22 protein-coding genes and 1 other annotated feature are annotated in these 24150 nt (G+C 47.6%); of the genes, 20 read left to right on the top strand and 2 right to left on the bottom strand.

Features of this window, described 5'->3' with window-relative positions; translation table 11 throughout:
- Nucleotides 1-123 precede the first annotated feature (123 nt).
- Both lon and yihA read left to right on the top strand, forming a co-directional pair.
- Complete coding sequence (lon, locus tag TRNA_RS36095; RefSeq protein ID WP_009329308.1) at nt 124-2448, top strand: endopeptidase La; 2325 nt, start codon at nt 124-126, stop codon at nt 2446-2448.
- A complete protein-coding gene (yihA, locus tag TRNA_RS36090) occupies nt 2445-3032 on the top strand; it encodes a ribosome biogenesis GTP-binding protein YihA/YsxC (protein WP_003184076.1) in 588 nt (195 codons plus the stop codon). The genes lon and yihA overlap by 4 nt, the downstream gene beginning before the upstream one ends.
- A 48-nt stretch (nt 3033-3080) precedes the next feature.
- Here yihA and TRNA_RS36085 read toward each other — a convergent pair whose 3' ends face one another.
- Nucleotides 3081-3566, bottom strand: coding sequence for a hypothetical protein (locus TRNA_RS36085; RefSeq protein WP_003184074.1), 486 nt, complete (start codon nt 3564-3566; stop codon nt 3081-3083).
- A gap of 188 nt (nt 3567-3754) precedes the next feature.
- Here TRNA_RS36085 and hemA point away from each other — a divergent pair, with 188 nt between their 5' ends.
- From hemA to ysxE, 8 genes are all read left to right on the top strand, one after another.
- The gene (gene hemA, locus TRNA_RS36080; protein WP_009329306.1) at nt 3755-5116 is read left to right on the top strand and encodes a glutamyl-tRNA reductase; all 1362 of its coding nucleotides are present in this window, start codon (nt 3755-3757) and stop codon (nt 5114-5116) included.
- A 5-nt stretch (nt 5117-5121) separates the two neighbouring features.
- A complete protein-coding gene (locus TRNA_RS36075; RefSeq protein WP_011198166.1) occupies nt 5122-5952 on the top strand; it encodes a cytochrome c biogenesis protein in 831 nt (276 codons plus the stop codon).
- 39 nt (nt 5953-5991) lie between these two features.
- Complete coding sequence (gene hemC / locus TRNA_RS36070; protein ID WP_009329302.1) at nt 5992-6933, top strand: hydroxymethylbilane synthase; 942 nt, start codon at nt 5992-5994, stop codon at nt 6931-6933.
- On the top strand, nt 6923-7714 hold the full coding sequence (locus TRNA_RS36065) for a uroporphyrinogen-III synthase (protein ID WP_009329300.1): 792 nt from the start codon (nt 6923-6925) through the stop codon (nt 7712-7714). The genes hemC and TRNA_RS36065 overlap by 11 nt, the downstream gene beginning before the upstream one ends.
- Nucleotides 7715-7717: 3 nt before the next feature.
- Entirely contained in the window at nt 7718-8692 is a 975-nt protein-coding gene (hemB, locus tag TRNA_RS36060) for a porphobilinogen synthase (protein ID WP_009329298.1), read from the top strand.
- A gap of 25 nt (nt 8693-8717) precedes the next feature.
- Nucleotides 8718-10013, top strand: coding sequence for a glutamate-1-semialdehyde 2,1-aminomutase (gene hemL, locus TRNA_RS36055; protein WP_009329296.1), 1296 nt, complete (start codon nt 8718-8720; stop codon nt 10011-10013).
- 148 nt (nt 10014-10161) lie between these two features.
- The gene (locus TRNA_RS36050; RefSeq protein WP_011198165.1) at nt 10162-11535 is read left to right on the top strand and encodes a LysM peptidoglycan-binding domain-containing protein; all 1374 of its coding nucleotides are present in this window, start codon (nt 10162-10164) and stop codon (nt 11533-11535) included.
- 27 nt (nt 11536-11562) lie between these two features.
- The gene (gene ysxE, locus TRNA_RS36045) at nt 11563-12585 is read left to right on the top strand and encodes a spore coat protein YsxE (protein WP_009329292.1); all 1023 of its coding nucleotides are present in this window, start codon (nt 11563-11565) and stop codon (nt 12583-12585) included.
- A gap of 19 nt (nt 12586-12604) precedes the next feature.
- On the opposite strand, the gene TRNA_RS36040 is transcribed toward ysxE, so the two are convergent.
- Nucleotides 12605-12796 (bottom strand): hypothetical protein, encoded by a 192-nt coding sequence (locus TRNA_RS36040; protein ID WP_003184058.1) that lies wholly within the window; start codon nt 12794-12796, stop codon nt 12605-12607.
- A 167-nt stretch (nt 12797-12963) separates the two neighbouring features.
- Nucleotides 12964-13197 (top strand) — a binding site (T-box leader).
- Nucleotides 13198-13257: 60 nt separating this feature from the next.
- On the opposite strand from TRNA_RS36040, the gene TRNA_RS36035 reads away from it, so the two are divergent.
- From TRNA_RS36035 to minC, 10 genes are all read left to right on the top strand, one after another.
- Complete coding sequence (locus tag TRNA_RS36035; protein WP_009329289.1) at nt 13258-15900, top strand: valine--tRNA ligase; 2643 nt, start codon at nt 13258-13260, stop codon at nt 15898-15900.
- Between the two features lie 81 nt (nt 15901-15981).
- Nucleotides 15982-17280 carry a bifunctional folylpolyglutamate synthase/dihydrofolate synthase gene (locus TRNA_RS36030; RefSeq protein WP_009329287.1) on the top strand — a complete coding sequence of 433 codons (1299 nt, stop codon included), beginning with the start codon at nt 15982-15984 and terminating at the stop codon, nt 17278-17280.
- 142 nt (nt 17281-17422) lie between these two features.
- On the top strand, nt 17423-18172 hold the full coding sequence (locus TRNA_RS36025; protein WP_011198164.1) for a prepilin peptidase: 750 nt from the start codon (nt 17423-17425) through the stop codon (nt 18170-18172).
- Nucleotides 18173-18375: 203 nt separating this feature from the next.
- Nucleotides 18376-19407, top strand: a complete 1032-nt coding sequence (locus TRNA_RS36020) for an SPOR domain-containing protein (RefSeq protein ID WP_003184050.1) — start codon at nt 18376-18378, stop codon at nt 19405-19407.
- A gap of 153 nt (nt 19408-19560) precedes the next feature.
- Nucleotides 19561-20133: a Maf family protein gene (locus TRNA_RS36015; protein ID WP_003184048.1), complete on the top strand. Its 573-nt coding sequence runs from the start codon at nt 19561-19563 to the stop codon at nt 20131-20133.
- Between the two features lie 54 nt (nt 20134-20187).
- Complete coding sequence (radC, locus tag TRNA_RS36010; RefSeq protein WP_003184045.1) at nt 20188-20862, top strand: RadC family protein; 675 nt, start codon at nt 20188-20190, stop codon at nt 20860-20862.
- 87 nt (nt 20863-20949) lie between these two features.
- Complete coding sequence (locus TRNA_RS36005) at nt 20950-21960, top strand: rod shape-determining protein (protein WP_003184042.1); 1011 nt, start codon at nt 20950-20952, stop codon at nt 21958-21960.
- Nucleotides 21961-21990: 30 nt separating this feature from the next.
- The gene (mreC, locus tag TRNA_RS36000; protein ID WP_003184040.1) at nt 21991-22899 is read left to right on the top strand and encodes a rod shape-determining protein MreC; all 909 of its coding nucleotides are present in this window, start codon (nt 21991-21993) and stop codon (nt 22897-22899) included.
- Complete coding sequence (gene mreD, locus TRNA_RS35995; RefSeq protein WP_003184039.1) at nt 22896-23414, top strand: rod shape-determining protein MreD; 519 nt, start codon at nt 22896-22898, stop codon at nt 23412-23414. Before mreC ends, mreD begins: the two co-directional genes overlap by 4 nt.
- 54 nt (nt 23415-23468) lie before the next feature.
- Nucleotides 23469-24149 (top strand): septum site-determining protein MinC, encoded by a 681-nt coding sequence (gene minC, locus TRNA_RS35990; RefSeq protein WP_011198163.1) that lies wholly within the window; start codon nt 23469-23471, stop codon nt 24147-24149.
- The last annotated feature ends 1 nt before the right edge of the window (nt 24150 follow it).

Below are 24150 nucleotides of genomic sequence, written 5' to 3'. Positions count from 1 at the left end.
CAGAACTGAAAGAAAGGGTATACTACAGGAGACCCTTTTTATTTCGCCGGGCTTACAATTGTACAGGAATAAAAAAAGTATATTATAATGGTTCATACTAAAGTTACGGAGGTGTCAGTCAAAATGGCAGATGAAACGAAACGAAACATCCCGCTCCTCCCTTTAAGAGGTTTACTCGTCTATCCGACGATGGTTTTGCACCTTGACGTCGGGCGTGAAAAGTCGGTTCAGGCACTTGAACAGGCGATGATGAATGACCATATGATCTTTTTGGCAACGCAAAAGGACATATCCATAGACGAACCGGATGAAGACGAGATTTTTACATTCGGAACCTATACGAAAATCAAGCAGATGCTCAAGCTGCCGAACGGAACAATCCGCGTTTTGGTGGAGGGGTTGCAGCGCGCCCGCATTCTTGAGTACCATGACTTAGATGAATATACGTCTGTAAAAATCGAGCGAATCGATGAAGAGACTGAAAAAGATGTTGAAGATGAAGCACTCATGCGCACATTGCTTGACCACTTCGATCAATACATAAAGATTTCGAAAAAAATATCGGCGGAAACATTTGCCGCTGTGACAGATATTGAAGAGCCGGGAAGAATGGCCGATATTGTCGCCTCCCACCTCCCGCTCAAGCTGAAAGACAAGCAGGAAGTGCTGGAAACGATCGATGTCAAAGCCAGATTGAACAAAGTAATCGACCTGATTCACAATGAAAAAGAAGTCCTTGAGATTGAAAAGAAGATCGGGCAGCGCGTCAAGCGTTCAATGGAAAGAACACAAAAGGAGTATTACCTGCGCGAGCAGATGAAAGCCATCCAAAAAGAACTTGGCGATAAAGAAGGAAAAACGGGTGAGGTCCAAAAGCTGACTGAAAAAATCGAGCAGGCCGGAATGCCTGACAATGTGAAAGAAACCGCGCTTAAAGAGCTGAACCGGTACGAAAAAATTCCGTCCAGCTCAGCTGAAAGCTCTGTCATCCGCAATTATATCGAATGGCTTATTTCTCTCCCATGGAACGATGCAACAGAAGACAGGCTGGATTTAAAGCTCGCCAGTCAAATTCTCGATGAAGAACACCACGGCCTTGAAAAAGTGAAGGAGCGGGTTCTCGAATATTTGGCTGTCCAGAAGCTGACCCGCTCGTTAAAAGGACCGATCTTATGCTTGGCCGGCCCTCCGGGTGTTGGAAAAACCTCTCTGGCGAAATCGATCGCCAAATCGCTCGGACGCAAATTCGTCCGCATTTCCCTTGGCGGCGTGAGGGATGAATCTGAAATCCGCGGTCACCGCCGCACATATGTAGGCGCCATGCCGGGCCGTATCATTCAGGGGATGAAAAAAGCAGGCAAGAACAATCCCGTATTCCTTTTGGACGAGATTGACAAAATGGCGTCGGATTTCAGGGGAGATCCCGCTTCAGCGATGCTGGAAGTGCTCGATCCTGAACAAAACCATACGTTCAGCGACCATTATATTGAAGAGACATTTGACTTATCAAAGGTTTTGTTTATCGCAACCGCGAACAACCTGGCCACAATCCCCGGCCCGCTCAGAGACCGCATGGAGATCATCACGATCGCCGGCTATACGGAAGTGGAAAAGGTCGAAATCGTCAAAGACCATCTGCTTCCAAAACAGCTGAAAGAACACGGTTTGAAAAAATCCAATCTGCAAATACGGGAGCAGGCTGTCCTGGACGTCATTCGCTATTATACGAGGGAAGCCGGCGTCAGAAATCTTGAACGCCAAATCGCAGCGATATGCAGAAAAGCGGCGAAGCTGATCGTATCAGGGGAAAGAAAAAGAATTACGGTCACAGACAAAAACCTTGAAGACTATTTAGGAAAAAGAATGTTCAGGTACGGACAGGCTGAGCTCGACGATCAGATCGGCGTTGTCACAGGTCTTGCCTACACGACGGTCGGCGGTGATACGCTGTCCATCGAAGTGTCTCTTTCCCCCGGGAAAGGCAAGCTCATTTTGACCGGAAAGCTCGGCGATGTCATGAGAGAGTCGGCGCAGGCCGCATTCAGCTATGTCCGTTCAAAGGCGGAAGAGTTGAACATCAGCCCTGATTTTCACGAAAAACACGATATTCACATTCACGTGCCGGAAGGAGCCGTTCCGAAGGACGGCCCATCCGCGGGGATCACAATGGCGACGGCTCTTGTCTCGGCGCTGACGGGCCGACCTGTTTCGCGAAATGTCGGCATGACCGGCGAAATCACGTTAAGAGGCCGCGTTCTTCCGATCGGCGGCTTGAAGGAAAAGGCGCTCGGCGCACACCGTGCCGGCTTAAAGACTGTCATTATGCCGAAAGATAATGAAAAAGACATTGAGGACATTCCAAACAGCGTGCGGGAAGGCTTGACCTTCATTCCCGTCGCTCACCTGGACGAAGTTCTAAAGCATGCGCTAGTAGGAGAAGAGAAATGAAAGTAACGAAATCAGAGATTGTCATCAGTGCGGTGAAACCCGAGCAGTACCCTGAAGGGGGACTGCCGGAAATCGCCCTTGCAGGGAGATCTAATGTCGGAAAATCGTCATTCATCAATACAATGATCAACCGTAAAAACTTAGCGAGGACATCTTCAAAACCGGGCAAAACACAGACATTAAACTTTTATATCATTAACGATGTCCTTCACTTTGTCGATGTGCCCGGCTACGGATTTGCAAAAGTCTCCAAAACGGAGCGCGAGGCTTGGGGCCGTATGATAGAGACGTATTTGACATCCCGCGAAGAACTGAAAGCGGTCGTTCAAATCGTCGACCTCAGGCATGCTCCTTCACAGGATGATGTGATGATGTACGACTTTTTAAAGCATTATGAAATTCCTGTGATCGTGATTGCGACAAAAGCGGATAAAATCCCTAAAGGCAAATGGGAAAAGCATGCCAAAGTCGTCAAAGAGACGCTTAATATAGAAAAAGAAGACCGGCTCATATTGTTTTCCTCCGAAACGAAAAAGGGTAAACAAGAAGCATGGTCGGCGATCGAGCAAATGATCGCGAGATAAAAGAAAAAGCACTTGCGGGATTGATGCAAGTGCTTTTTCTTGAATAAACTATTTTCTTTTTAAGAATAATAAGAGCAGACTAACCGCGATAAAAGCGGCCGGCCAATAAGCTTCTACATATGCCGTCTCGATATTCACCGACTTCAGCCAGGCGGCAATTTGCCGGAAAAAGTAAAGATAGAGGGCGACCGCGATCATCAGCAGACTTTCATATTGATATTCTTTTGTCTTAAACGATTTGACAAGCAGCGCCGCACCGAAGATCAGCACGATGACCGCAAAATCATCCGCGCGGCTGAAATAGTCCTCTTTAAATGTGAAATAAACGCCGATCGCTGTCATTAAGAGCCCTGCAAAGGAATGGGCGGAATCGGCTTCCTTCTGTCCCTGATAAAAAAGAGCCAGTCCGACGAGACCTGCAAGTACAGACCATTCTTCCTGGCCGTCAAACAGGCTGATCCGGCCCGACCGCAAAAAGGCGTAGACAGCAACGGCTATCAACAGCAATGGAAGCAAAACAGATTTCTTTTTCAAAGTATCACCTTCTTGATGTAGTGAAAGAAATAGAAACACATTTTCTACTATATCACATCAATTTTTTAAAATCTGTTCACATTTTGGGAAGAGAAAATAGTGAATATATGTTATAATCGTTTTGAATAATAAATTCTATATTATAATCATTCTAATTTAGATAGATGTTGGGGGTGCAAGCAAGAGTTATGCATATACTTGTCGTGGGATTGGATTACAAATCAGCCCCTGTTGATATACGTGAAAAGTTAACCTTTCAGCCGGATGAGCTGGGGCAGGCGATGGCGCAATTGAAAGAAGAAAAAAGCATACTTGAGAACATCATCGTGTCGACATGCAACCGGACAGAGCTGTATGCAGTCGTTGATCAGCTGCACACCGGACGTTATTATATGAAAATGTTTTTGGCGAACTGGTTCGGATTAAGCAAAGAGGACATTTCGCCTTACTTGAAGTTTTATGAAAACGACGGGGCCGTTGAACACCTGTTCCGCGTATCGTGCGGATTGGATTCGATGGTTATTGGAGAAACGCAGATTTTGGGCCAAGTGCGTACAAGTTTTAAGCTGGCTCAGGAAGAGAAGACAATTGGTACCGTTTTCAACTATTTGTTTAAGCAGGCGGTCACGGTCGCAAAGCGCTGCCATGCCGAAACGGACATTGCTTCAAATGCTGTATCCGTCAGCTATGCCGCCGTCGAGCTTGCCAGGAAAATCTTCGGCGACCTTTCCGATAAACACGTGCTGATTCTCGGGGCGGGCAAAATGGGTGAGCTTGCGGTTCAAAACCTGCACGGCCACGGAATCGGACAGGTTACGGTGATCAACAGAACATTTTCAAAAGCGAAGGAGCTTGCCGGCCGTTTTTCAGGCGCGGCGAAAAGCTTGAATGAGCTGCAATGCGCTTTGATGGAAGCCGATATTCTCATCAGTTCGACCGGCGCCAGCGGCTATGTCGTCACAAAAGAGATGATCGAACATGTCAATAAGCTTCGCAAAGGCTGTCCGCTTTTTATGGTGGACATTGCCGTGCCGCGGGATCTTGACCCGGCTCTCAGCGAAGTGGAAGGCGTCTTCCTGTACGATATTGACGATCTTGAAGGGATCGTCGAAGAAAATTTGAAGGAACGCCAGGCCGTTGCCGAAGAGGTGGAGCTGATTATTGAAGCTGAGATCGTTTCTTTTAAACAATGGCTGAATACGCTCGGCGTCGTGCCGGTCATCTCGGCTCTCAGGGAAAAAGCCTTGACGATCCAGGCGGAAACGATGCAGAGCATCGAACGGAAGCTCCCTCATTTGAGCACAAGGGAGAAAAAACTTTTAAACAAGCATACGAAAAGCATTATCAACCAGCTTTTGCGCGACCCGATTTTAAAAGTGAAGGAGTTTGCGTCAGAAGCTGATGCCGAAGAAAAGCTTGCACTGTTCACGCAGATTTTTGATATTGAAGAAGCGGCTTTTCCTGACGGTGAGAGACAAGACGAACGTCAGCCGGTTCATGCGTTTAAGCGGCAAAATCCGCAGGGTTTGACTTCTATCGCGAGCGAGTGACAGACATGACAGACACATTGTTAGCAAGGCTTAACGAAGTTACAATCGTGTTGTACGCGTTCACCGTTCTCTTTTATTTTATAGACTTTTTACAGCACAACCGGAAGGCGGGAAAAGCGGCCTTCTGGTTGCTTTCTATTGTCTGGATTCTCCAGACGGTATACCTTTTTTATTTCATGCAGTACACAGATCAGTTTCCTGTTTTGAATAATGCGCAGGGGCTTTATTTTTACGCGTGGGTGCTCGTCACGCTGTCTCTCGTTTTGACGAAGCTTTTGAAAGTGGAATTTCTCGTTTTTTTCACCAATCTCATCGGCTTCTCAATGGCGGCGATCCACACATTTACTCCAACGGCTCAGCAGTCGGCGGAGCTTTCGGGCAGGCTCGTGTCCGAGCTCTTGATCATCCACATTACAATGGCGATTCTTTCGTATGGAGCATTTTCATTGTCCTTTGTCTTTTCCGTGCTGTATCTTTTTCAGTATCGCTTATTGAAAAAGAAGAAGTGGGGGAAATGGCTCTTGAGAATCGAAGATTTGTCAAAACTTGATCATATGGCTTATGTCCTCAATATCATCGGCGTTCCCATGCTTCTGCTGAGCCTGATTCTGGGGATTATCTGGTCGTATGTATCGCTTGAAACCCTGTATTGGGCCGATCCGAAAGTGCTCGGATCGATCGTGCTGCTTTTTTTATACGGATACTATTTATTTATCAGGATTGTCAAAGAGCTGCAGGGAAGGATCGCGGCCATGTGGAATGCCGCGTCTTTTCTTGTTCTTTTAATCAATTTCTTTTTGCTCGGCAGCTTTTCGCAGTTTCATTGGTTTAGTTAGTTAAAACGGTTGCCCGTGACGGATTGGGAGGAAGAAAACATGAGAAACATCATTGTAGGCTCAAGAAGAAGCAAATTGGCGATGACCCAGACAAAATGGGTGATCAAAAAGCTGGAGGAATTAAATCCGGATTTCACGTTTGAAATAAAGGAAATCGTTACAAAAGGCGACCGGATATTGGATGTTACGCTGTCAAAGGTCGGCGGAAAAGGTCTGTTCGTCAAAGAAATCGAACAGGCGATGCTCTCCGGGGAAATTGATATGGCCGTTCACAGCATGAAGGACATGCCGTCGGTGCTTCCCGAAGGGCTGATGGTCGGCTGCATTCCAAAACGGGAAGACGCCAGGGATGTTCTCATTTCAAAAGGCCGTCAAAAGCTGGCTGACTTGAAACAAGGCGCAGTTGTCGGAACGAGCAGCCTCAGAAGAAGCGCACAGCTTTTGCAAATGCGCCCCGACCTTGAGATCAAGTGGATCAGGGGAAATATCGATACAAGGCTGAAAAAACTTGAAACCGAAGATTACGACGCGATTATTTTAGCTGCGGCCGGCCTGTCAAGAATGGGGTGGAAGGACGATGTCGTCACTGAATTTCTTGATCCGGAAAGCTGCCTTCCCGCCGTTGGGCAAGGCGCTTTGGCGATCGAGTGCAGAGGCTCTGATGAGGAGCTGCTGTCTCTCTTTTCGCGCCTGAACGACCGCTACACACAGCTGACCGTCACGGCTGAGCGCGCTTTTCTTCATGCGATGGAAGGCGGCTGCCAAGTGCCGATCGCAGGATTTGCAAAGATGGACGAAGACGGCGTCATCGAACTGACCGGTCTTGTGGCATCGCCTGACGGAAAAACCGTATACAGAGAAACAGTAAAAGGAAAAGATCCGGAGGCTGTCGGCAGAGAATGCGCCGCAGTCATGTCGGAAAAAGGAGCAAAGGCACTGATTGACCGGGTGAAACAGGAGCTGGAAGACCATGAAGCATGATCTTCCTTTAGAGGGAAAGAAAGTGCTCGTCACCCGCAATAAAGCGCAAGCCCAATCTTTCAGGGAAAAGGTGGAGGCTTTGGGCGGGGAAGCTGTTTTAACGTCATTGATTTCGTTTCGGCCCGCCCTTCCGCCAGAACAGGCCCGGCGCTTTCGAGCAGATCTTGAAAGTGCGGACTGGCTTGTTTTTACAAGCGTGAACGGGGCAAAATTCTTTTTTTCTTATTTAAAGGACGCCGGGTTGTGCGATCCTCCCGCATCAAAGGCGAAGGTTGCTGCTGTCGGTGAAAAAACAGCCCGGTATTTGCGCGACAGGGGTCTTTCTGTCGATCTGATGCCGGAGTTATACGTGGCTGAACATTTGGCGGAGGCACTTAAGCAAAATGCCGGACGTCATGACAAAGTGGTCGTTTTAAAAGGGAATTTATCCCGGGACGTCATCAAGAAAACCATCTCTCCTCTCGGAATTCAAGTTTCGGAATGGATTTTGTATGAAACCGTGCGTGATGAAAGGGGAATTCTGGACCTGAAGGAAGCAGCAAAGCACGCGTCTTTTGATTTTGTGACGTTTACCAGTTCTTCGACGGTACATACATTCATGTCCATTCTGAAAGAGGAGAGCTTAGCGTGGGCCGAAAAGAACCGGACGGCTTTTATTACGATCGGGCCTTTGACAAAGAAGGCGCTGTCGGACTACGGAATTCCATCATATATGCCGGACGTCTATACAATCGACGGAATGCTGCGCGAAATGTGCCGCATTTCAAGAAAGGGAGAATGACTAATGGAAGCATCATTTCAAAGACACCGCCGCCTGCGGACGACAGCAGGTATGCGGAAATTGGTAAGGGAAACCGAGTTAAGAGCATCTGATTTCATTTATCCGATATTTGTTACCGAGGAAGAGAACGTCAAAAGCGAAGTTCCTTCTATGCCGGGCGTGTACCAGCTGTCTTTGGACCGTTTGAAAGAGGAGATGGAGGAAGTCGCAAGCCTCGGCATTCAATCTGTGATCGTCTTCGGCGTGCCTGAGCACAAAGATGATGTGGGAAGCGGAGCCTATCACGATCACGGCATCGTCCAAAAAGCGATTGCACAAATTAAACAGGACTTTCCTGAACTTGTCGTTATCGCCGATACGTGCCTATGCGAGTACACGGACCACGGTCACTGCGGCCTGGTGGAAAACGGTGAAATTTTAAATGACGAATCGCTTGTTCTTTTGGCAAAAACCGCTGTCAGCCAAGCCCGTGCAGGTGCTGACATTATTGCGCCGTCAAACATGATGGACGGTTTCGTTGCCGCTATCAGGGAAGCGCTTGATCAGGAAGGATTTACAAATGTGCCGATCATGTCGTACGCTGTAAAATATGCGAGCGCTTTTTACGGACCGTTCCGCGATGCTGCGGGAAGCAGTCCGCAGTTTGGCGACCGCAAGACGTACCAAATGGATTATGCCAACCGCAGGGAAGCTCTCCGGGAGGCAAAATCCGATGTGGAAGAAGGCGCCGATGTTCTGATCGTCAAGCCGACGCTTTCATATCTTGATATCGTCAGAGAAGTGAAGAACGAATTTAACCTGCCTGTTGTCGGATACAATGTGAGCGGGGAGTATGCTATGGTCAAAGCCGCCGCCCAAAACGGATGGATTGAAGAAAAAGCTCTTGTTCTCGAAATGCTGACAAGCATGAAGCGGGCTGGCGCCGATTTGATCATTACGTACTTTGCAAAAGACGCGGCAAAATGGATTTCGGAATAAGAATTTGAACTGGGGGTTTTAGAGGATGCGGAGCTATGAGAAGTCTAAAGCGGCATTCGAAGAGGCGCAACGAGTCATGCCGGGCGGGGTGAACAGCCCGGTCAGAGCCTTTAAATCAGTCAACATGGACCCGATTTTTATGGAGCGGGGAAAAGGATCAAAAATCTATGATATTGACGGAAACGAATACATCGATTATGTCCTGTCATGGGGACCGCTTATTTTGGGCCACAGCAATGAAAAAGTGGTGAAAGAGATTCAAAAGGCGGCAGAACACGGGACAAGCTTCGGTGCGCCGACAGAACTGGAAACCGAGCTTGCCGAGCTTGTCATCGACCGCGTTCCTTCCATAGAAATCGTCCGGATGGTGAGCTCCGGTACGGAGGCGACGATGAGCGCCTTGCGGCTGGCGCGCGGATACACAGGCCGTAACAAAATCGTAAAATTTGAAGGCTGCTACCATGGACACGGTGATTCCCTGCTGATTAAAGCGGGCTCGGGAGTAGCGACACTCGGCCTCCCTGACAGCCCCGGAGTTCCGGAAAGCATTGCAAAAAACACGATTACCGTTCCTTACAATGATCTGGAAAGCATGAAACTTGTCTTTCAAGAATTCGGAGATGACATTGCAGGCGTCATCGTTGAACCTGTCGCTGGCAATATGGGCGTCGTACCGCCGGTTAAAGGGTTCCTCGAAGGGCTTCGCGAGCTGACTGAGACGCATGGCGCCCTGCTGATATTTGATGAAGTGATGACAGGATTCAGGGTGGATTACAACTGTGCCCAAGGCTATTTCGGGGTGACGCCTGATTTGACATGCCTCGGAAAAGTGATCGGCGGCGGTCTTCCTGTCGGCGCTTATGGAGGAAAGGCGGAAATCATGGAGAAGATCGCGCCGAGCGGTCCGATCTATCAGGCCGGGACGCTGTCCGGCAACCCGCTTGCCATGACAGCCGGACTTGAAACGTTGAAACAGCTGACCCCTGAATCCTACCGGGAATTCTCCCGCAAAGCTGACCGCTTGGAAAAAGGAATTTCTGAAGCTGCAGAGAAAAATGGCATTCCGTGTACATTCAACAGGGCGGGGTCTATGATCGGCTTTTTCTTCACAAATGGACCGGTCATCAATTATGATACAGCGAAACAGTCTGACCTCGGACTGTTTGCCGAATATTATAAAGGAATGGCCGATGAAGGCGTGTTTCTGCCGCCTTCACAGTTTGAAGGGCTGTTCTTGTCAACCGCTCATACGGATGACGACATTGAGCATACGATTAAAGCTGCTGAACGCGTATTCGAAAGAATCAGCCGCTCCAGATAAAGAAAAGGGCTGCCGGACATTGCCGGCGGCTCTTTTTTGCATGGTGCCGAAAACGGCTGCTGATTTTTCTGTTCATATTCTGCCTGCTTTTCACATACATCTTTACTGACATCTAATTTTAAAAATTAGGTGAAGGGAGGATATCAGTTTGCCGCAAAACAATCGTTTGCAATTTTCTGTAGAAGAGTCAATCTGTTTTCAAAAAGGACAGGAAGTATCCGAATTATTATCGATTTCATTGGATCCTGACATTACCGTTCAGGAAGTAAATGATTATGTATCCATACGAGGGTCATTAGAGCTGACAGGCGAATACAACATAGATCAAACCCGGGAGTATGCAGAGCTGCCTGCGACAAGCCGATTTGTAGAAGATGTAAAGCTGAAAGGGGACGGCAGCGCAGAGCTGACGCATTGTTTCCCAGTGGATATCACCATCCCGAAAGACAAAGTCAATCATTTAAACGACGTATTTGTTTTTATTGACGCTTTCGATTATCAGCTGACAGATGCGAGGATGCTGACGATTCAGGCTGATTTGGCGATTGAAGGCCTCTTGAATGTGAGCGGTGAAGCGGGTGAAGAAGAACCGCGCACTATGCCTGCGGCCGTCCATCCGGAAGAGGAGCTCGAACCTGCCTACAGATCACCTTCAAACGACGAAGATCAGGGTGAAGAGAAAGAATATTTGATCCAGCTTGACAGACCTTACGAAGAGCAGGACGAAGAACAGGCGGAAGAACATGATACCGGTGAGGAAACGGTTCCGATTTACCAGTCGTTTCTCGGAAACGACACAGAGGAAGCTAAACCGTTTTTTACAGCGTCTTTGTCGGCGGCAGAGCGTACGAAGCGCGAAATAGAAAATCAAAAAGAAGCCTCTCTTGAACAGCCGGAAGAAGAATATAAGCTGAAAAGAGAGAAAGTGGAAGAGGAACCGGAAGAATATGAGCTGAAAAGAGAGAAAGTGGAAGAGGAACCGGAAGAATATGAGCTGAAAAGAGAAGAAGCGGAAGAAGAGCCGGAGCTGTCGCACAGCTCTTATCAACCTCACGAGGAACTGAAAGAGAACCCGTTCTACAGTGTTCCTCCTCTTCTGAAGGAAGACCAGAATGACAGGGAGCCTGAGGCTTTTGAGGTTGAGGTGACACAGGAAGCAGAAGCGATTGATGAAGAAGAGGAAGCCGGGCATACGATTGAAATCCCGGAATATTCGTTTCATGAGCAGACGGAGCCCGAAGAAGAAAGAGATGAAATGCAGGCAGCGGATGAACAGGAAGTGTCAGCAAAGGAAAACGACAACGCACTCTATTTGACAAAGCTGTTTACAAAGCAGGGAGAGGAGGAGTTTACTCGAATGAGGATGTGCATCGTTCAGCAAAATGATACGATTGATCTTCTGTGCGAGCGCTATGATATTAACGTCCAGCAGCTCATCCGGATGAATTCCCTTTCCCTTGACGAGGAATTAAAAGAGGGACAGATCCTTTATATACCGGATTATCAAAACAGCCATGCCTAATGCATTGATAAAAATGTGGTGAAGCCGATGGAAGGCATCCAGTCTGTTTTAAATGAGTACGGTCTTACGCCTGAATATATGGAGTCCGTCAGTTCAAAGGTGTGGAAAGTGTATACGGATCACGGTGTATTTGCTCTGAAAAAATTGGCGGCTTCAAGAAACACCCGCTTCACGGAACAGATGATCATGCTGGAGGAAAAAGGCTACAGGCAGTTCGTTCCTGTCTATCGAAACCGCACAGGCGAATTTTTAACGCAAGCCGGAGAAGATGTCTGCTATCTCATGCCCTGGCTTACTCTTGAAAGGGAGGAAGAGCGGGATCAAAAACACGAATATATGTTTAAAGAAATCGCTCTTCTTCACCAGCGGACGGAAAAAGAGCTCGGCGTGAGGCGGGAAGAAATACTCGGACACTATGAACGGACAAAACGGAAATGGGAACAGCAAAAACAGAAATATGAAGCATTCATCATGAAAGCGGAAAACGAATGGTATATGTCCCCGTTCCAGCTTCAGGCGGCCATGTATTTCAAAGAGACGATATCAGCTGCCGACTTTGCGCTCGCCCGCCTTGAAGATTGGCATGAAGCCATGAGAGAAAAAGAGTCTGCCAGAATGGTCTTAAACCACGGGCACCTGTCCGTTCGGCATTTTCTCTATAACGATACCGGAACGGGTTACTTTACGAACTTTGAGAAAGCGGGACATGCGCCGCCTGCAAATGATCTCATCGTATTTTTTACTAGAATGTTTAAGACGAACCCCGTTATGTGCACGGAATGTGTAAACTGGTTTTATACGTATCACAATGTCTATCCTTTGCGGGAGGAAGAAATCGGCTTATTCCTCAGCTATATGGCTTACCCGGGGCCTGTATTCGGCGTACTGAACCGCTACGAACATGAGAAGGGGCTCGGGGAAAAAGAAGCCTGTACAAGGCTTTTAAAGGCGTACTGGCAAATGAAAAACGCTGAGCCGCTTGTGATGAGCATTCACGAGACGGAAGAAAACAGAAAACTGCAGGAAGAAACAGAGTCCCCATCATCATGATGCGGACTTTTTTTCGTGCTTAAATCCAGTCAAGGTGAAAGGCGCACGCAAGGAATATGAGAATGCCCAAAAGGAGGACATCAAATGTGGTAGGAAAGATGATCGTGCGGATGCCCTGGAATATCGTAATCGGGAGGACGACTTGAACAGCAACAAGCCTGACTTGCTTCAGCCACGGCTGGAATGAATATGTGTTGAATTTTTTTCGCATCTTATGCCTCCTCTCCTTTTCGTTACAGCATCATATGAGGAAAAGGAGCTTGTGTGCATGGCCCAATCTCGTATAAAACAACAGAAAAACGGAAAAGATGATTGACGAAAATGAAAAAGATTTAGTAATATAAGAAAAAGAAAAAGTACGTGCTGAAAAGTCAATGATCACCCGCTTTGAATGGGAAGAGTACAAAAACAGACGCTTGCAGAGAGGGAAGCCGGTTCGCTGAAAGGCTCCCAGTCAGTCTTTTTTGGAAGGTCGCCCAGGAGCGCAATTTCTCGAACAAAAAAGTAGAGAAATTCGGGAAAGTCCCGTTATCCCATTTAAGTGCGTGAATGCGTTTTTTTTGCATTCATGAAAAAAGGTGGTACCGCGAGAGAGTTCTCTTCGTCCTTTTAACAGGATCAAGAGGACTCTTTTTTATTGTTCAGCCGTTTAATACTGTTGGAGGTTTGAAAATGGATAATCAAGAACTGACGATGCCGACAAAATACGATCCGTCTGCAGTTGAAAAAGACAGATACGACTATTGGGTGAACGGCAAATTTTTCGAAGCGAAAAACGATCCTGAAAAAGAACCGTACACCGTTGTCATTCCCCCGCCGAATGTGACGGGTAAGCTGCACTTGGGGCATGCTTGGGATTCCACCTTGCAGGATATCGTGACAAGAATGAAACGGATGCAGGGCTATGACGTGCTCTGGCTGCCGGGTATGGACCACGCCGGTATTGCAACCCAGGCAAAAGTAGAAGCGAAGCTTCGTGAAGAAGGAAAAACGCGCTATGATCTCGGACGCGAAAAATTCCTTGAAGAAACATGGAATTGGAAAGAGGAATATGCCGATTTTATTCGCAGCCAGTGGGCAAAGCTCGGTCTCGGCCTCGATTATTCTAGGGAGCGGTTCACCCTCGATGAGGGGCTTTCTAAAGCGGTGCGCGAAGTATTTGTAAAGCTTTATGAAAAAGGGCTGATTTACCGCGGAGAATATATCATTAACTGGGATCCGGCAACCAAAACGGCTTTGTCAGACATCGAAGTCATCTATAAAGACGTACAAGGTGCGTTCTATCATATGCGATATCCGCTGAAAGACGGTTCAGGCTCGATTGAAATTGCGACGACCCGTCCGGAAACAATGCTCGGCGATACAGCGGTTGCGGTGCATCCGGAAGACGAGCGGTACAAACACCTAATCGGAAAAACGGTCATTCTGCCGATCACGGGCAGAGAAATCCCGATTGTCGGAGACGACTATGTCGATATGGAATTCGGTTCAGGCGCCGTCAAAATTACGCCTGCCCATGATCCGAACGACTTTGAAATCGGAAACCGCCACAACCTTGAACGCATTCTCGTCATGAATGAAGACGGCACGATGAATGACAATGCCCTTCAATATAAAGGCATGGACCGTTTTGAATGCCGCAAGCAGATCGTGAAAGATCTTCAGGAAGAGGGCGTGCTGTTCAAGATTGAAGAACATACGCATTCGGTCGGCCACAGCGAACGAAGCGGAGCAGTCGTTGAGCCGTATTTGTCAACACAGTGGTTCGTGCAAATGCAGCCGCTTGCCGACGCCGCCATCGAATTGCAAAAAAGCGAAGGCAAAGTCAACTTCGTCCCTGACCGTTTTGAAAAAACGTATCTGCACTGGATGGAAAATATCCGCGACTGGTGCATTTCCCGCCAGCTCTGGTGGGGCCATCGGATTCCGGCATGGTACCATAAAGAAACCGGTGAAATCTATGTCGGCGTTGAAGCGCCGGAAGATGCAGAAAACTGGGAGCAGGACAAAGACGTTCTTGATACATGGTTCAGTTCCGCTCTTTGGCCGTTTTCAACGATGGGCTGGCCTGATATCGATGAGGAAGATTTCAAGCGCTACTATCCGACGAACGTCCTTGTCACAGGCTACGATATTATTTTCTTCTGGGTATCGAGAATGATCTTCCAAGGTATCGAATTTACCGGAGAACGTCCGTTTAAAGATGTCTTGATCCACGGGCTCATCCGCGACGACCAGGGCCGCAAAATGAGCAAATCGCTCGGAAACGGCGTCGATCCGATGGATGTAATCGACAAGTACGGAGCGGATTCGCTGCGCTACTTCCTTGCAACAGGAAGCTCTCCGGGTCAGGATTTACGCTTCAGCTTTGAAAAAGTAGAGTCAACATGGAATTTTGCGAACAAGATTTGGAACGCATCAAGGTTCGCTCTGATGAACATGGACGGCATGACATACGAAGAGCTTGACCTGTCAGGGGAAAAATCCGTTGCCGATAAGTGGATTTTAACAAGGTTGAATGAAACGATTGAAACCGTGACACAGCTGGCCGACAAGTACGAATTCGGCGAGGTTGGCCGCCATCTCTACAATTTTATCTGGGATGATTTCTGTGACTGGTACATCGAAATGGCTAAACTTCCGCTTTACGGCGAAGATGAAGCGGCGAAGAAGACAACCCGCTCCATTTTAGCGTATGTGCTGGATCAAACGATGCGCCTCCTGCATCCGTTTATGCCGTTCCTGACGGAAGAGATTTGGCAGCATCTTCCTCACGAAGGGGAATCCATTACAGTCGCCAAATGGCCTGAGGCCGTCAAAGAATATACGGACACCGAGGCCGCGGCGGATATGAAGCTTCTCGTTGAAGTCATCCGCGCCGTACGGAACATCCGCAGCGAAGTTAACACGCCGCTCAGCAAGCAGATTGAACTTTATATTAAAACGAGCACGCCGGAAATCGCTGAACGACTTGAAGAAAACCGTTCGTACGTAGAACGCTTTACGAATCCGAGCCTTCTTCAGATCGGAACGGATATTCAAGCGGTCGATAAAGCGATGACCGCTGTCGTATCTGGCGCCGAGCTGATCTTGCCGCTCGAAGGTCTGATTAACATTGACGAAGAAATCAGCCGCCTTCAAAAAGAACTCGATAAGCTGACGAAGGAAGTTGAACGGGTTCAGAAGAAATTAAGCAATGAAGGATTTATGAAAAAAGCACCTGCACATGTCATTGAAGAAGAGCGGGCGAAAGAAGCCGATTATACGGCGAAGCGTGAAGCTGTAGAAAAAAGAATCGCCGAATTGAAAAACTGATAACACGAAAAAGGAGGTGTTTTCCAGGTCTTTCTAAAGCCGCTGGAAAACACCTTCATCAATTGAAGGGAAGGAATGCGCTTGTTCAAAACGTTTGATGAAGCACTCAGCTGGATTAACGGAAGGCTTAAATTCGGCGTGAAGCCGGGTTTGGAACGAATGGAATGGCTGCTGAGAAAGCTCGGGCACCCCGAGAAAAAGCTCAATGCGGTTCATGTCGCCGGAACAAACGGAAAAGGTTCAACGATCGCTTTTCTCCGTTCGGTATTAAATGAAGCCGGTTATACAGCAGGCACCTTCACATCACCGTATATCATCACCTTTAACGAACGGATCAGCGTTGACGGCGCCCCGATCTCAGATGAAGAATGGACGGCGCTCTTTAATGAGGTCGGGCCTCTTGTCCTTGAGCTTGAAAAAACCGAATTCGGAGCCGCCACAGAATTTGAAATTATTACGGCATGCGCATTTTTATATTTTGCTAAATACAGGCGGACAGATTTTGTTATTTTTGAAACGGGCTTAGGCGGCCGTTTGGATTCGACAAACGTCGTGAAGCCGATGTTAACGGTCATCACTTCGATCGGCCATGACCATACGGCGATATTAGGCGGTACATTGAAAGAGATTGCCGCGGAAAAGGCAGGGATCATCAAACGCGGCGTTCCTGTTATCACAGCCGTTCATCAGCATGAAGCGGCTGAGGTGATAAAGCGAAAGGCGATGGAGACAGAATCTGCTTTTATATCCCTTCACGAGGATTGCCAGCTGTACGGGGAGCTTTCATTGCCTGAGGGAGAGCAGTTTTCGTTGAAAACACCGTTACATCATTATGAAGGAATTGAAACAAGCCTGATCGGCACCCATCAGCGGCAAAACGCGTCTTTGGCCATACTTGCGGCCGAATGGCTGACAGCCGAAAAACATGCGGCGATCGGCGAAAAAGAGCTGAAACGCGGCATTCGTAACGCGGGATGGCCCGGCCGGTTTGAGAAGGTATTGAACAAGCCTCTTGTTTATATCGACGGCGCTCATAACAAAGAAGGGATGGAGCGGCTGGCCGAGACGATCTCCTCCCACTTCGCCGGGCGGAATATTCACGTATGCTTCAGCGCTCTTAAAGATAAGCCGTACAGAGACATGATCCGCAAAATCGAGTCGTTTGCGTCATCGATTCACTTCACATCCTTTGATTTCCCGAGGGCGGAATCCGCTCAAAAGCTGTTTGAGCAAAGTACCGCTGATTATAAAACATTTGATGAAGACATCGCCTCTGTTTTCCGGTATATCGAAGAAAAAGCTGAAGAGGAAAAAGCGGTGGTCGTTATCACCGGGTCGCTTTATTTTATTTCCGCCGTCAGGGCAGCTTTAACTGAATAAAACATAAAAATGCGCTTTTGGCCACCGGCTGACGGCGCATTTTTATGTTTTAGGAAAAGAGGAGGCGCTTCATATTTGCTAAAATAACAGCCGCTAGGCAGCAGCTTTTTTCATGAAATTTGATTCTGCGAGGTTGATAACGATGTTCATCTTTTACCTTTTTACGGCAGGTTTAGTGCTCGGCTCTTTTTTTAATTCGGCCGGGCGCCGCATTCCTGAAAAGATATCATTGATTGCTCCGCGTTCCCTCTGCCGCGTCTGCAAAAGGCAGCTGGGCTTCTCGGAGCTGATACCGGTTTTGTCCTATTTGATGCAGCGGGGGAGGTGCAAAGGATGTCAAACCCCGCTCTCGATCGTGTATCCGGCAGTTGAGCTCTCCGCCGCCATCCTGTTTGCGTTTGCCGGCATGCACGTTGGGCATGAGGGGGAGCTGGTGATTGTGCTTGCTCTTATATCTCTGCTTTTGATCGTCTTTGTATCTGATGTGACACACATGATCATTCCGGATGCTGTTCTTTGTTTTTTCCTGCCTGTCTTTGCCGTCGGACGATTCCTTGTTCCTCTGGAACAGTGGCACTCAAGTTTGAGCGGTGCGATGGCCGGCGGTATGCTGCCCCTCTTGACGCTGCTTTTGACGAAAGGGGGGATCGGCTGGGGAGACGTAAAGCTGTTTGCGGTAATCGGCATGGCGCTCGGCAGCCGCCTCCTCGTTCTCGCTTTTTTCCTCTCGGCAGCCGCAGGAACGGTGCTTGGTCTTATTGCACTCCTGGCAGGCAAACTGAAGAAAAATGAACCAATGCCGTTTGCTCCCGCGATTCTGGCCGGGACGCTGACGAGCTGCTTCTATGGCGAACCAATGATCGAGTGGTACCTTCAAACGGCATGGTGGTGAAAAATTTGACGAAACCTTTTTGGGCAAGACGACAAAAGTCTTGTTCTTTTTTTTTGAGGCTGTGATAAAGTGTGGACATTAAGAGGGACAGCCTTTAGGAGAACTCCTCCTTCCTTCTGGCTTCCCTCTGCCGAGCGTATAGAGAGCGGCCAAGCTGCCGCCTAAATCAATATAAAACAATTAACAGAAAGCGAGGGAAGCATATGAAAAAACGGAAAAGCAAGAAAAACTCAGCTAAAAAAGCGCCCGAACAAGACCCGCTTAAAGTGATGATCAACGGCAGAGAAGAGACTATCTACGGAAATGAAAAAGAGTTTTCCAACAGAAATGAAGAAAAGAAGTTTACCTTTTCGAACTGGGAAGAAAAGAGAAAGGCAGAACGGGAAATATCGGCTTCAAAAGAGGACGGCACACATGAAACAGGTGAATTTACATGGACGCCACCGGACGAAGAAGAAACCGTCTACAAAGACGATCCTAAAGTGGTGGCGCCTTATCAAAAGAAAAACGAGCCCAAAAACAACCGCAAAACGAAAACGTCTCTTACGTATCCTGTGAAGCGATTTGCCGCGACCATCGTCTTTGCTGTTTTGCTCGGGACGGGACTCGGTCTGTTTGCGCTGAATCTCGCAACGCATAAAGAAGGAGTGCCGGCTTCCGGCAGTCTTGGGGCGGATGCTGAAAACGGCCAGACCGTTAAAGCCGGTGACTCCGGTGCCGAGGAGAAAAAGAGCGGAGAAAAAAATAGCGGACAAGCGGGAGAATCTTTTAACAGCTTCGCCGTTCAGGCCGGAAAGTTTTCGTCTAAAGAAGGAGCGGATACGCTGGCCTCTCAAATCGCAGACAAGGGGTATGCCGCCGTGTCGATTGCCAAGGACGACGGGTTTTATGTAATCGCCGGAATAACGGGAGAAAAGCAGATGACATCTGAACTTGGCAAAATATTAATCGAAAACGATTTTGAAGCGTGGGGCGGAAAAGAGCTTCCGGTTGCAATCGAGTCCGGTTTGCTGGAGCCTTTTAAAGAAGCGGCTGAGCTGTCGGCAAAAGCGATTCTCGGCGCGGAGGTTACATCTCAAAACATAGCCGATGTCAAAGCTCAACTTGACGGGGCCCAATCAAAAGGCTCTGAAGAGGTAAAGAAGAGCATACTGGAAGCCGTCAACCTTCTGGAGAAACCGACCGCAGCCAACGGCTGGAAGAGCCAGCAGCTATTGCTGGGCCAAATTAAATAAATAGAAAACCAGCAGACGTGCTGGTTTTTTTATTTTCGCGATTTTTGTCATTAAAAAGTTATTTTTCTGAAATTGTGGCGGCGGCGTTCTTTTGGTAGGATAAAACAGGTATCTTTTTTTCCTATGCAAAAACCTTTGAAAGGATGGCTTCTTATGACCCGACAGCTCATATTGGCTTCACAATCACCCCGCAGAAAGGAACTCCTCGATCTCCTGCAGATTCCGTACAGCATCGTTACGAGCAATGCGGAAGAAAAATTAATTCGAAACTTTTCACCAGCAGAAAACGTCAAATGGTTGGCGGAACAAAAAGTGCGTGCAGTAGCCGAACAATATCCTGATGCCGTCGTGCTTGGCGCCGACACCATTGTTTATTATGACGGAGCTTATTTGGGCAAGCCCAAAGATGCCGAAGATGCAGAACGGATGCTGAGCATGCTTTCGGGACAGACCCATTCAGTGCTCACCGGCGTCTGCATTAAGGACGGCGAAAGATGCGAAACATTTTTTGAGGAAACCGAAGTCTCTTTTTGGCCTCTTGAAGAAAAGGAAATCAGCGCTTACATCGCTACGGGAGAACCGTTTGATAAAGCCGGTTCATACGGAATACAAGGAAAAGGCGCGCTTTTTGTCAAACAGATAAAAGGAGACTATTATACAGTTGTGGGCCTTCCGATTTCCAAAACGATGAGAATGCTGAAAACGTTTGATCTCCACTCCTTTTGATGTACCGAACGAGAAGGGAATCAAAAGGGAGGGTTTATCATAAGCGATCTGCCATTGAAATTAAAAGATTTTCCTGATGAAGAAAGGCCAAGGGAGCGCCTTCTCAACACAGGCGCCGAAAGTTTGTCAAACCATGAACTGCTTGCGATACTGCTCAGAACCGGTACGAAAAAAGAATCGGTTCTTCAGCTTTCAAGCCGGCTGCTTCAAACGTTTGACGGCCTCCGTTTGTTAAAAGAAGCATCCGCCGAGGAGCTTTCAAGCATTTCCGGGATCGGCCGCGCAAAAGCCGTGCAGATTTTGGCGGCCCTTGAGCTTGGCCGGCGCATTCACAGTCTGGCTTGCAAAGACCGTTATGTGATTCGTTTTCCCGAAGATGCGGCCAATTTTTTAATGGGGGATATGCGCTTTCTCTCTCAGGAGCACTTCGTATGTGTGTATCTGAACACGAAAAACCAGGTGATCCACAAGCGCACGGTTTTTATAGGGAGCCTGAACTCTTCAATCGTCCATCCGAGGGAAGTGTTTAAAGAAGCTTTAAAGCGCTCCGCAGCTTCATTCATCTGCGTCCACAATCATCCGTCCGGAGATCCGGCTCCAAGCCGCGAAGACATAGAAGTTACACAGCGCCTTCACGAGTCCGGACAGCTGCTCGGAATCGAATTGCTCGATCATATCATCATCGGTGATCAAAAATTTGTGAGCTTAAAAGAAAAAGGATATTTGTAACACTTTTTTTTTCATTAAATTAAGCTATAATAGAATTTATGGGTTTTTGCTTAGGAATATTGTTTTAAGAAAGGAAGATACATACAAATGTTTGGAATTGGTGCGAGAGACCTTGGAATAGATTTAGGAACGGCGAATACGCTTGTTTTTGTGAAAGGTAAAGGAATTGTCGTCAGGGAGCCTTCTGTCGTTGCACTGCAAACAGACACAAAGCAGATTGTCGCAGTCGGAAATGATGCGAAAAACATGATCGGACGTACGCCCGGCAATGTCGTTGCCCTCCGCCCGATGAAGGATGGCGTAATCGCTGATTATGAAACAACAGCGACAATGATGAAGCATTATATTAGCAAAGCAGTTAAAAACAAAGGCTTATTTGCGAGAAAGCCGTATGTCATGGTCTGTGTCCCGTCGGGAATTACGGCCGTCGAGCAGCGTGCGGTTATCGACGCCACGCGCCAGGCCGGAGCGAGAGATGCATATCCGATTGAAGAACCGTTTGCAGCGGCGATCGGTGCAAACCTTCCTGTTTGGGAGCCGACTGGAAGCATGGTGGTCGACATCGGAGGCGGAACGACCGAAGTCGCGATTATTTCCCTCGGCGGCATCGTCACATCCCAGTCTATCCGCGTTGCCGGAGATGAAATGGATGAAGCAATCATTACTTATATTAGAAAAACATATAACTTGATGATCGGTGACCGGACTGCAGAAGCGATCAAACTTGAAATCGGTTCTGCCGAAGCTTCTGAAAACGGAGAAAGCATGGAGATCCGCGGCCGCGATCTTTTAACAGGCCTGCCGAAAACGATTGAAATCACTGAAAAAGAAATTACAGCGGCTCTTCGCGACACTGTGACCGCCATTGTCGATGCCGTAAAAAATACGCTTGAAAAAACTCCGCCTGAACTCGCGGCTGATATTATGGACCGCGGAATCGTCCTTACGGGAGGCGGCGCACTGCTGCGCCACCTGGACAAAGTCATCAGCGAAGAAACGAAAATGCCGGTTTTAATTGCGGAAGACCCTCTTGACTGTGTAGCGATCGGAACAGGCAAAGCTCTCGAGCAAATTCATCTATTTAAAGGCAAAAATTAAGGACACAGGGAATAGAAGAGGTGTATAATCATGCCGCAGTTTTTTACAAATAAACGGTTGATGCTTTTACTCCTTTGTATCATCATTTTAGTGGCAATGATTGGATTTTCGTTAAAGAATGACCGGAATGCAACTTGGCCCGAAAAATTTATTGGCGATACAACTGGTGTATTCCAGACGATTTTTCATACGCCCGCTCAATTTTTTGCGGGCTTCTTTGAAAATATCGAAGACTTAAAAAATACGTACAGCGAAAATGAGCGCCTGCGGAAAAAGCTCGACGGCCAGACACAATACGAGGCAAAGCTGCAGGAGCTTGAAAATGAAAATAAGTCTTTAAGAAAAGAGCTCGGCCATCTGAAATCAATTAAAGACTACACGCCGATTCTGGCGACCGTTATCGCCAGAAATCCCGATAAGTATGAGTGGTGGAACCTGATTACGATCAACAAAGGTTCAAAGCACGGCGTTGAGAAGGATATGGCGGTAACAGATGAAAACGGCAACTTGATCGGAAAAATCAAAAGCACAAAAGTGAACAATTTCACTTCCACCGTCCAGCTTTTAAGCGCAACAGACAGAAACAACAGAATCTCCACAGTTATCGCTGCAGATAAAGGCAAGAAAACGGTGAACGGAATCATCAACGGCTACGACTCAGATAAAAAGGCGCTTTCCATGGAAATCATCGAGCCTGATGAAGACAGGGAAGTGAAAAAAGGTGACCTCGTCGAAACTTCCGGTGCGGGCGGCGTTTTTCCTAAAGGCCTGACAATCGGAAAAGTGACAGAGGTTGAACCAGATTCCTACGGTTTGACGAAAATCGCTTATGTAGAGCCGGCAGCCGATATGTATAACCTTGATAACGTCATCGTCGTCGACAGAACGCTTGATACGGTGGATGTCGACAAGATGGACGATGAGGAGGAAGGGTCGTGAAACGCTTCCTTCTTCCCGTCGTCATGATGTTTGTTTTAGTATCTGACAGCGTCTATGCGGATTTTGTCAACTTGCCTTTTGTGACGGAAGAACAGCAGCTCATCCCGCGTTTTCTGCTGCTTGTCTTAGTTTTTATGACGGCTTATGTCAATCAGCCTTTTGCCATTACATATGGATTTATTTTCGGACTGTTATATGATATTAATTACACCGACCTTTTAGGTGTATATATGTTTGGTTTTGCCGGTATTTGCTATTTATCGTCAAAAGCGTTCAAAGTATTGCAGACAAACGCGCTGGTCGTCATTTTTATTTCGCTGCTCGCCGTCTGTGTTCTTGAATTTTACCAATATGGCGTGCAGATGCTGATACGTCCGGAAATTATGCCGTTCCATCAATTTGTGCTCGGCAGGCTCCTGCCCACGCTTGCGCTGAACGCCGTTGGCGGCCTTCTGCTCATTTACCCGTTCAAATGGTTTTTTACCAGTCTTAAGAAAGAGCTGAGGAATGAGTAAAAAGAGGATTTTATGAGCCGATGTCGAAAAGAGTATGATGTTGAGGTGAACACCGTGAAGACCCAAAAGCAGCAATACGTAACAATTAAAGGAACGAAAAATGGATTGACGCTTCATCTTGATGACACATGCTCTTTTGAAGAATTATTGTACGGTCTTCAGGATATGCTGTCACTCGAACATTATATGGATGGAAAAGGCCAGAAAATCAATGTTCTCGTTAAGCTCGGCCACCGCTATGTGACCGAGGAGCAAGAACAGATCCTGACCGATGTGATCACTGAGAAACAAAATCTGTTCATCCACTCCATTGAAAGTGAAGTCATGACCAAAGATGAAGCAAACCGCTTAAAAGCGGAAAGCGAAATTATTTCTGTCGCTAAGATTGTCCGTTCCGGGCAAGTCCTTGAAACGGAGGGTGATTTGCTTCTCATTGGGGATGTGAATCCGGGAGGAATGGTGAAAGCCGGAGGGAATATTTTCATCCTCGGCTCATTAAGAGGGATTGCCCACGCCGGTTTTAATGGAAATAAACGAGCTGTTATTGCGGCTTCGGATATGAGACCGACTCAATTGCGTATCAATCATGTGCTCAATCGCTCCCCAGACAACATCCAAGAAGGGAACGACATGGAATGTGCTTATTTAGATGAAAATGAGAATATGGTCATTGACCGCCTTCAGCAATTAGCTCATTTAAGACCTAGTTTAACAAGGCTTGAGGGAGGAATGTAAA

The sequence above is a fragment of the Bacillus licheniformis DSM 13 = ATCC 14580 genome (genome assembly GCF_000011645.1).
Classification (GTDB): Bacteria; Bacillota; Bacilli; order Bacillales; family Bacillaceae; genus Bacillus; species Bacillus licheniformis.
The sequence above is the reverse complement of the archived record's forward strand: the minus strand, read 5'-3'. Positions and strand labels throughout refer to the sequence as shown.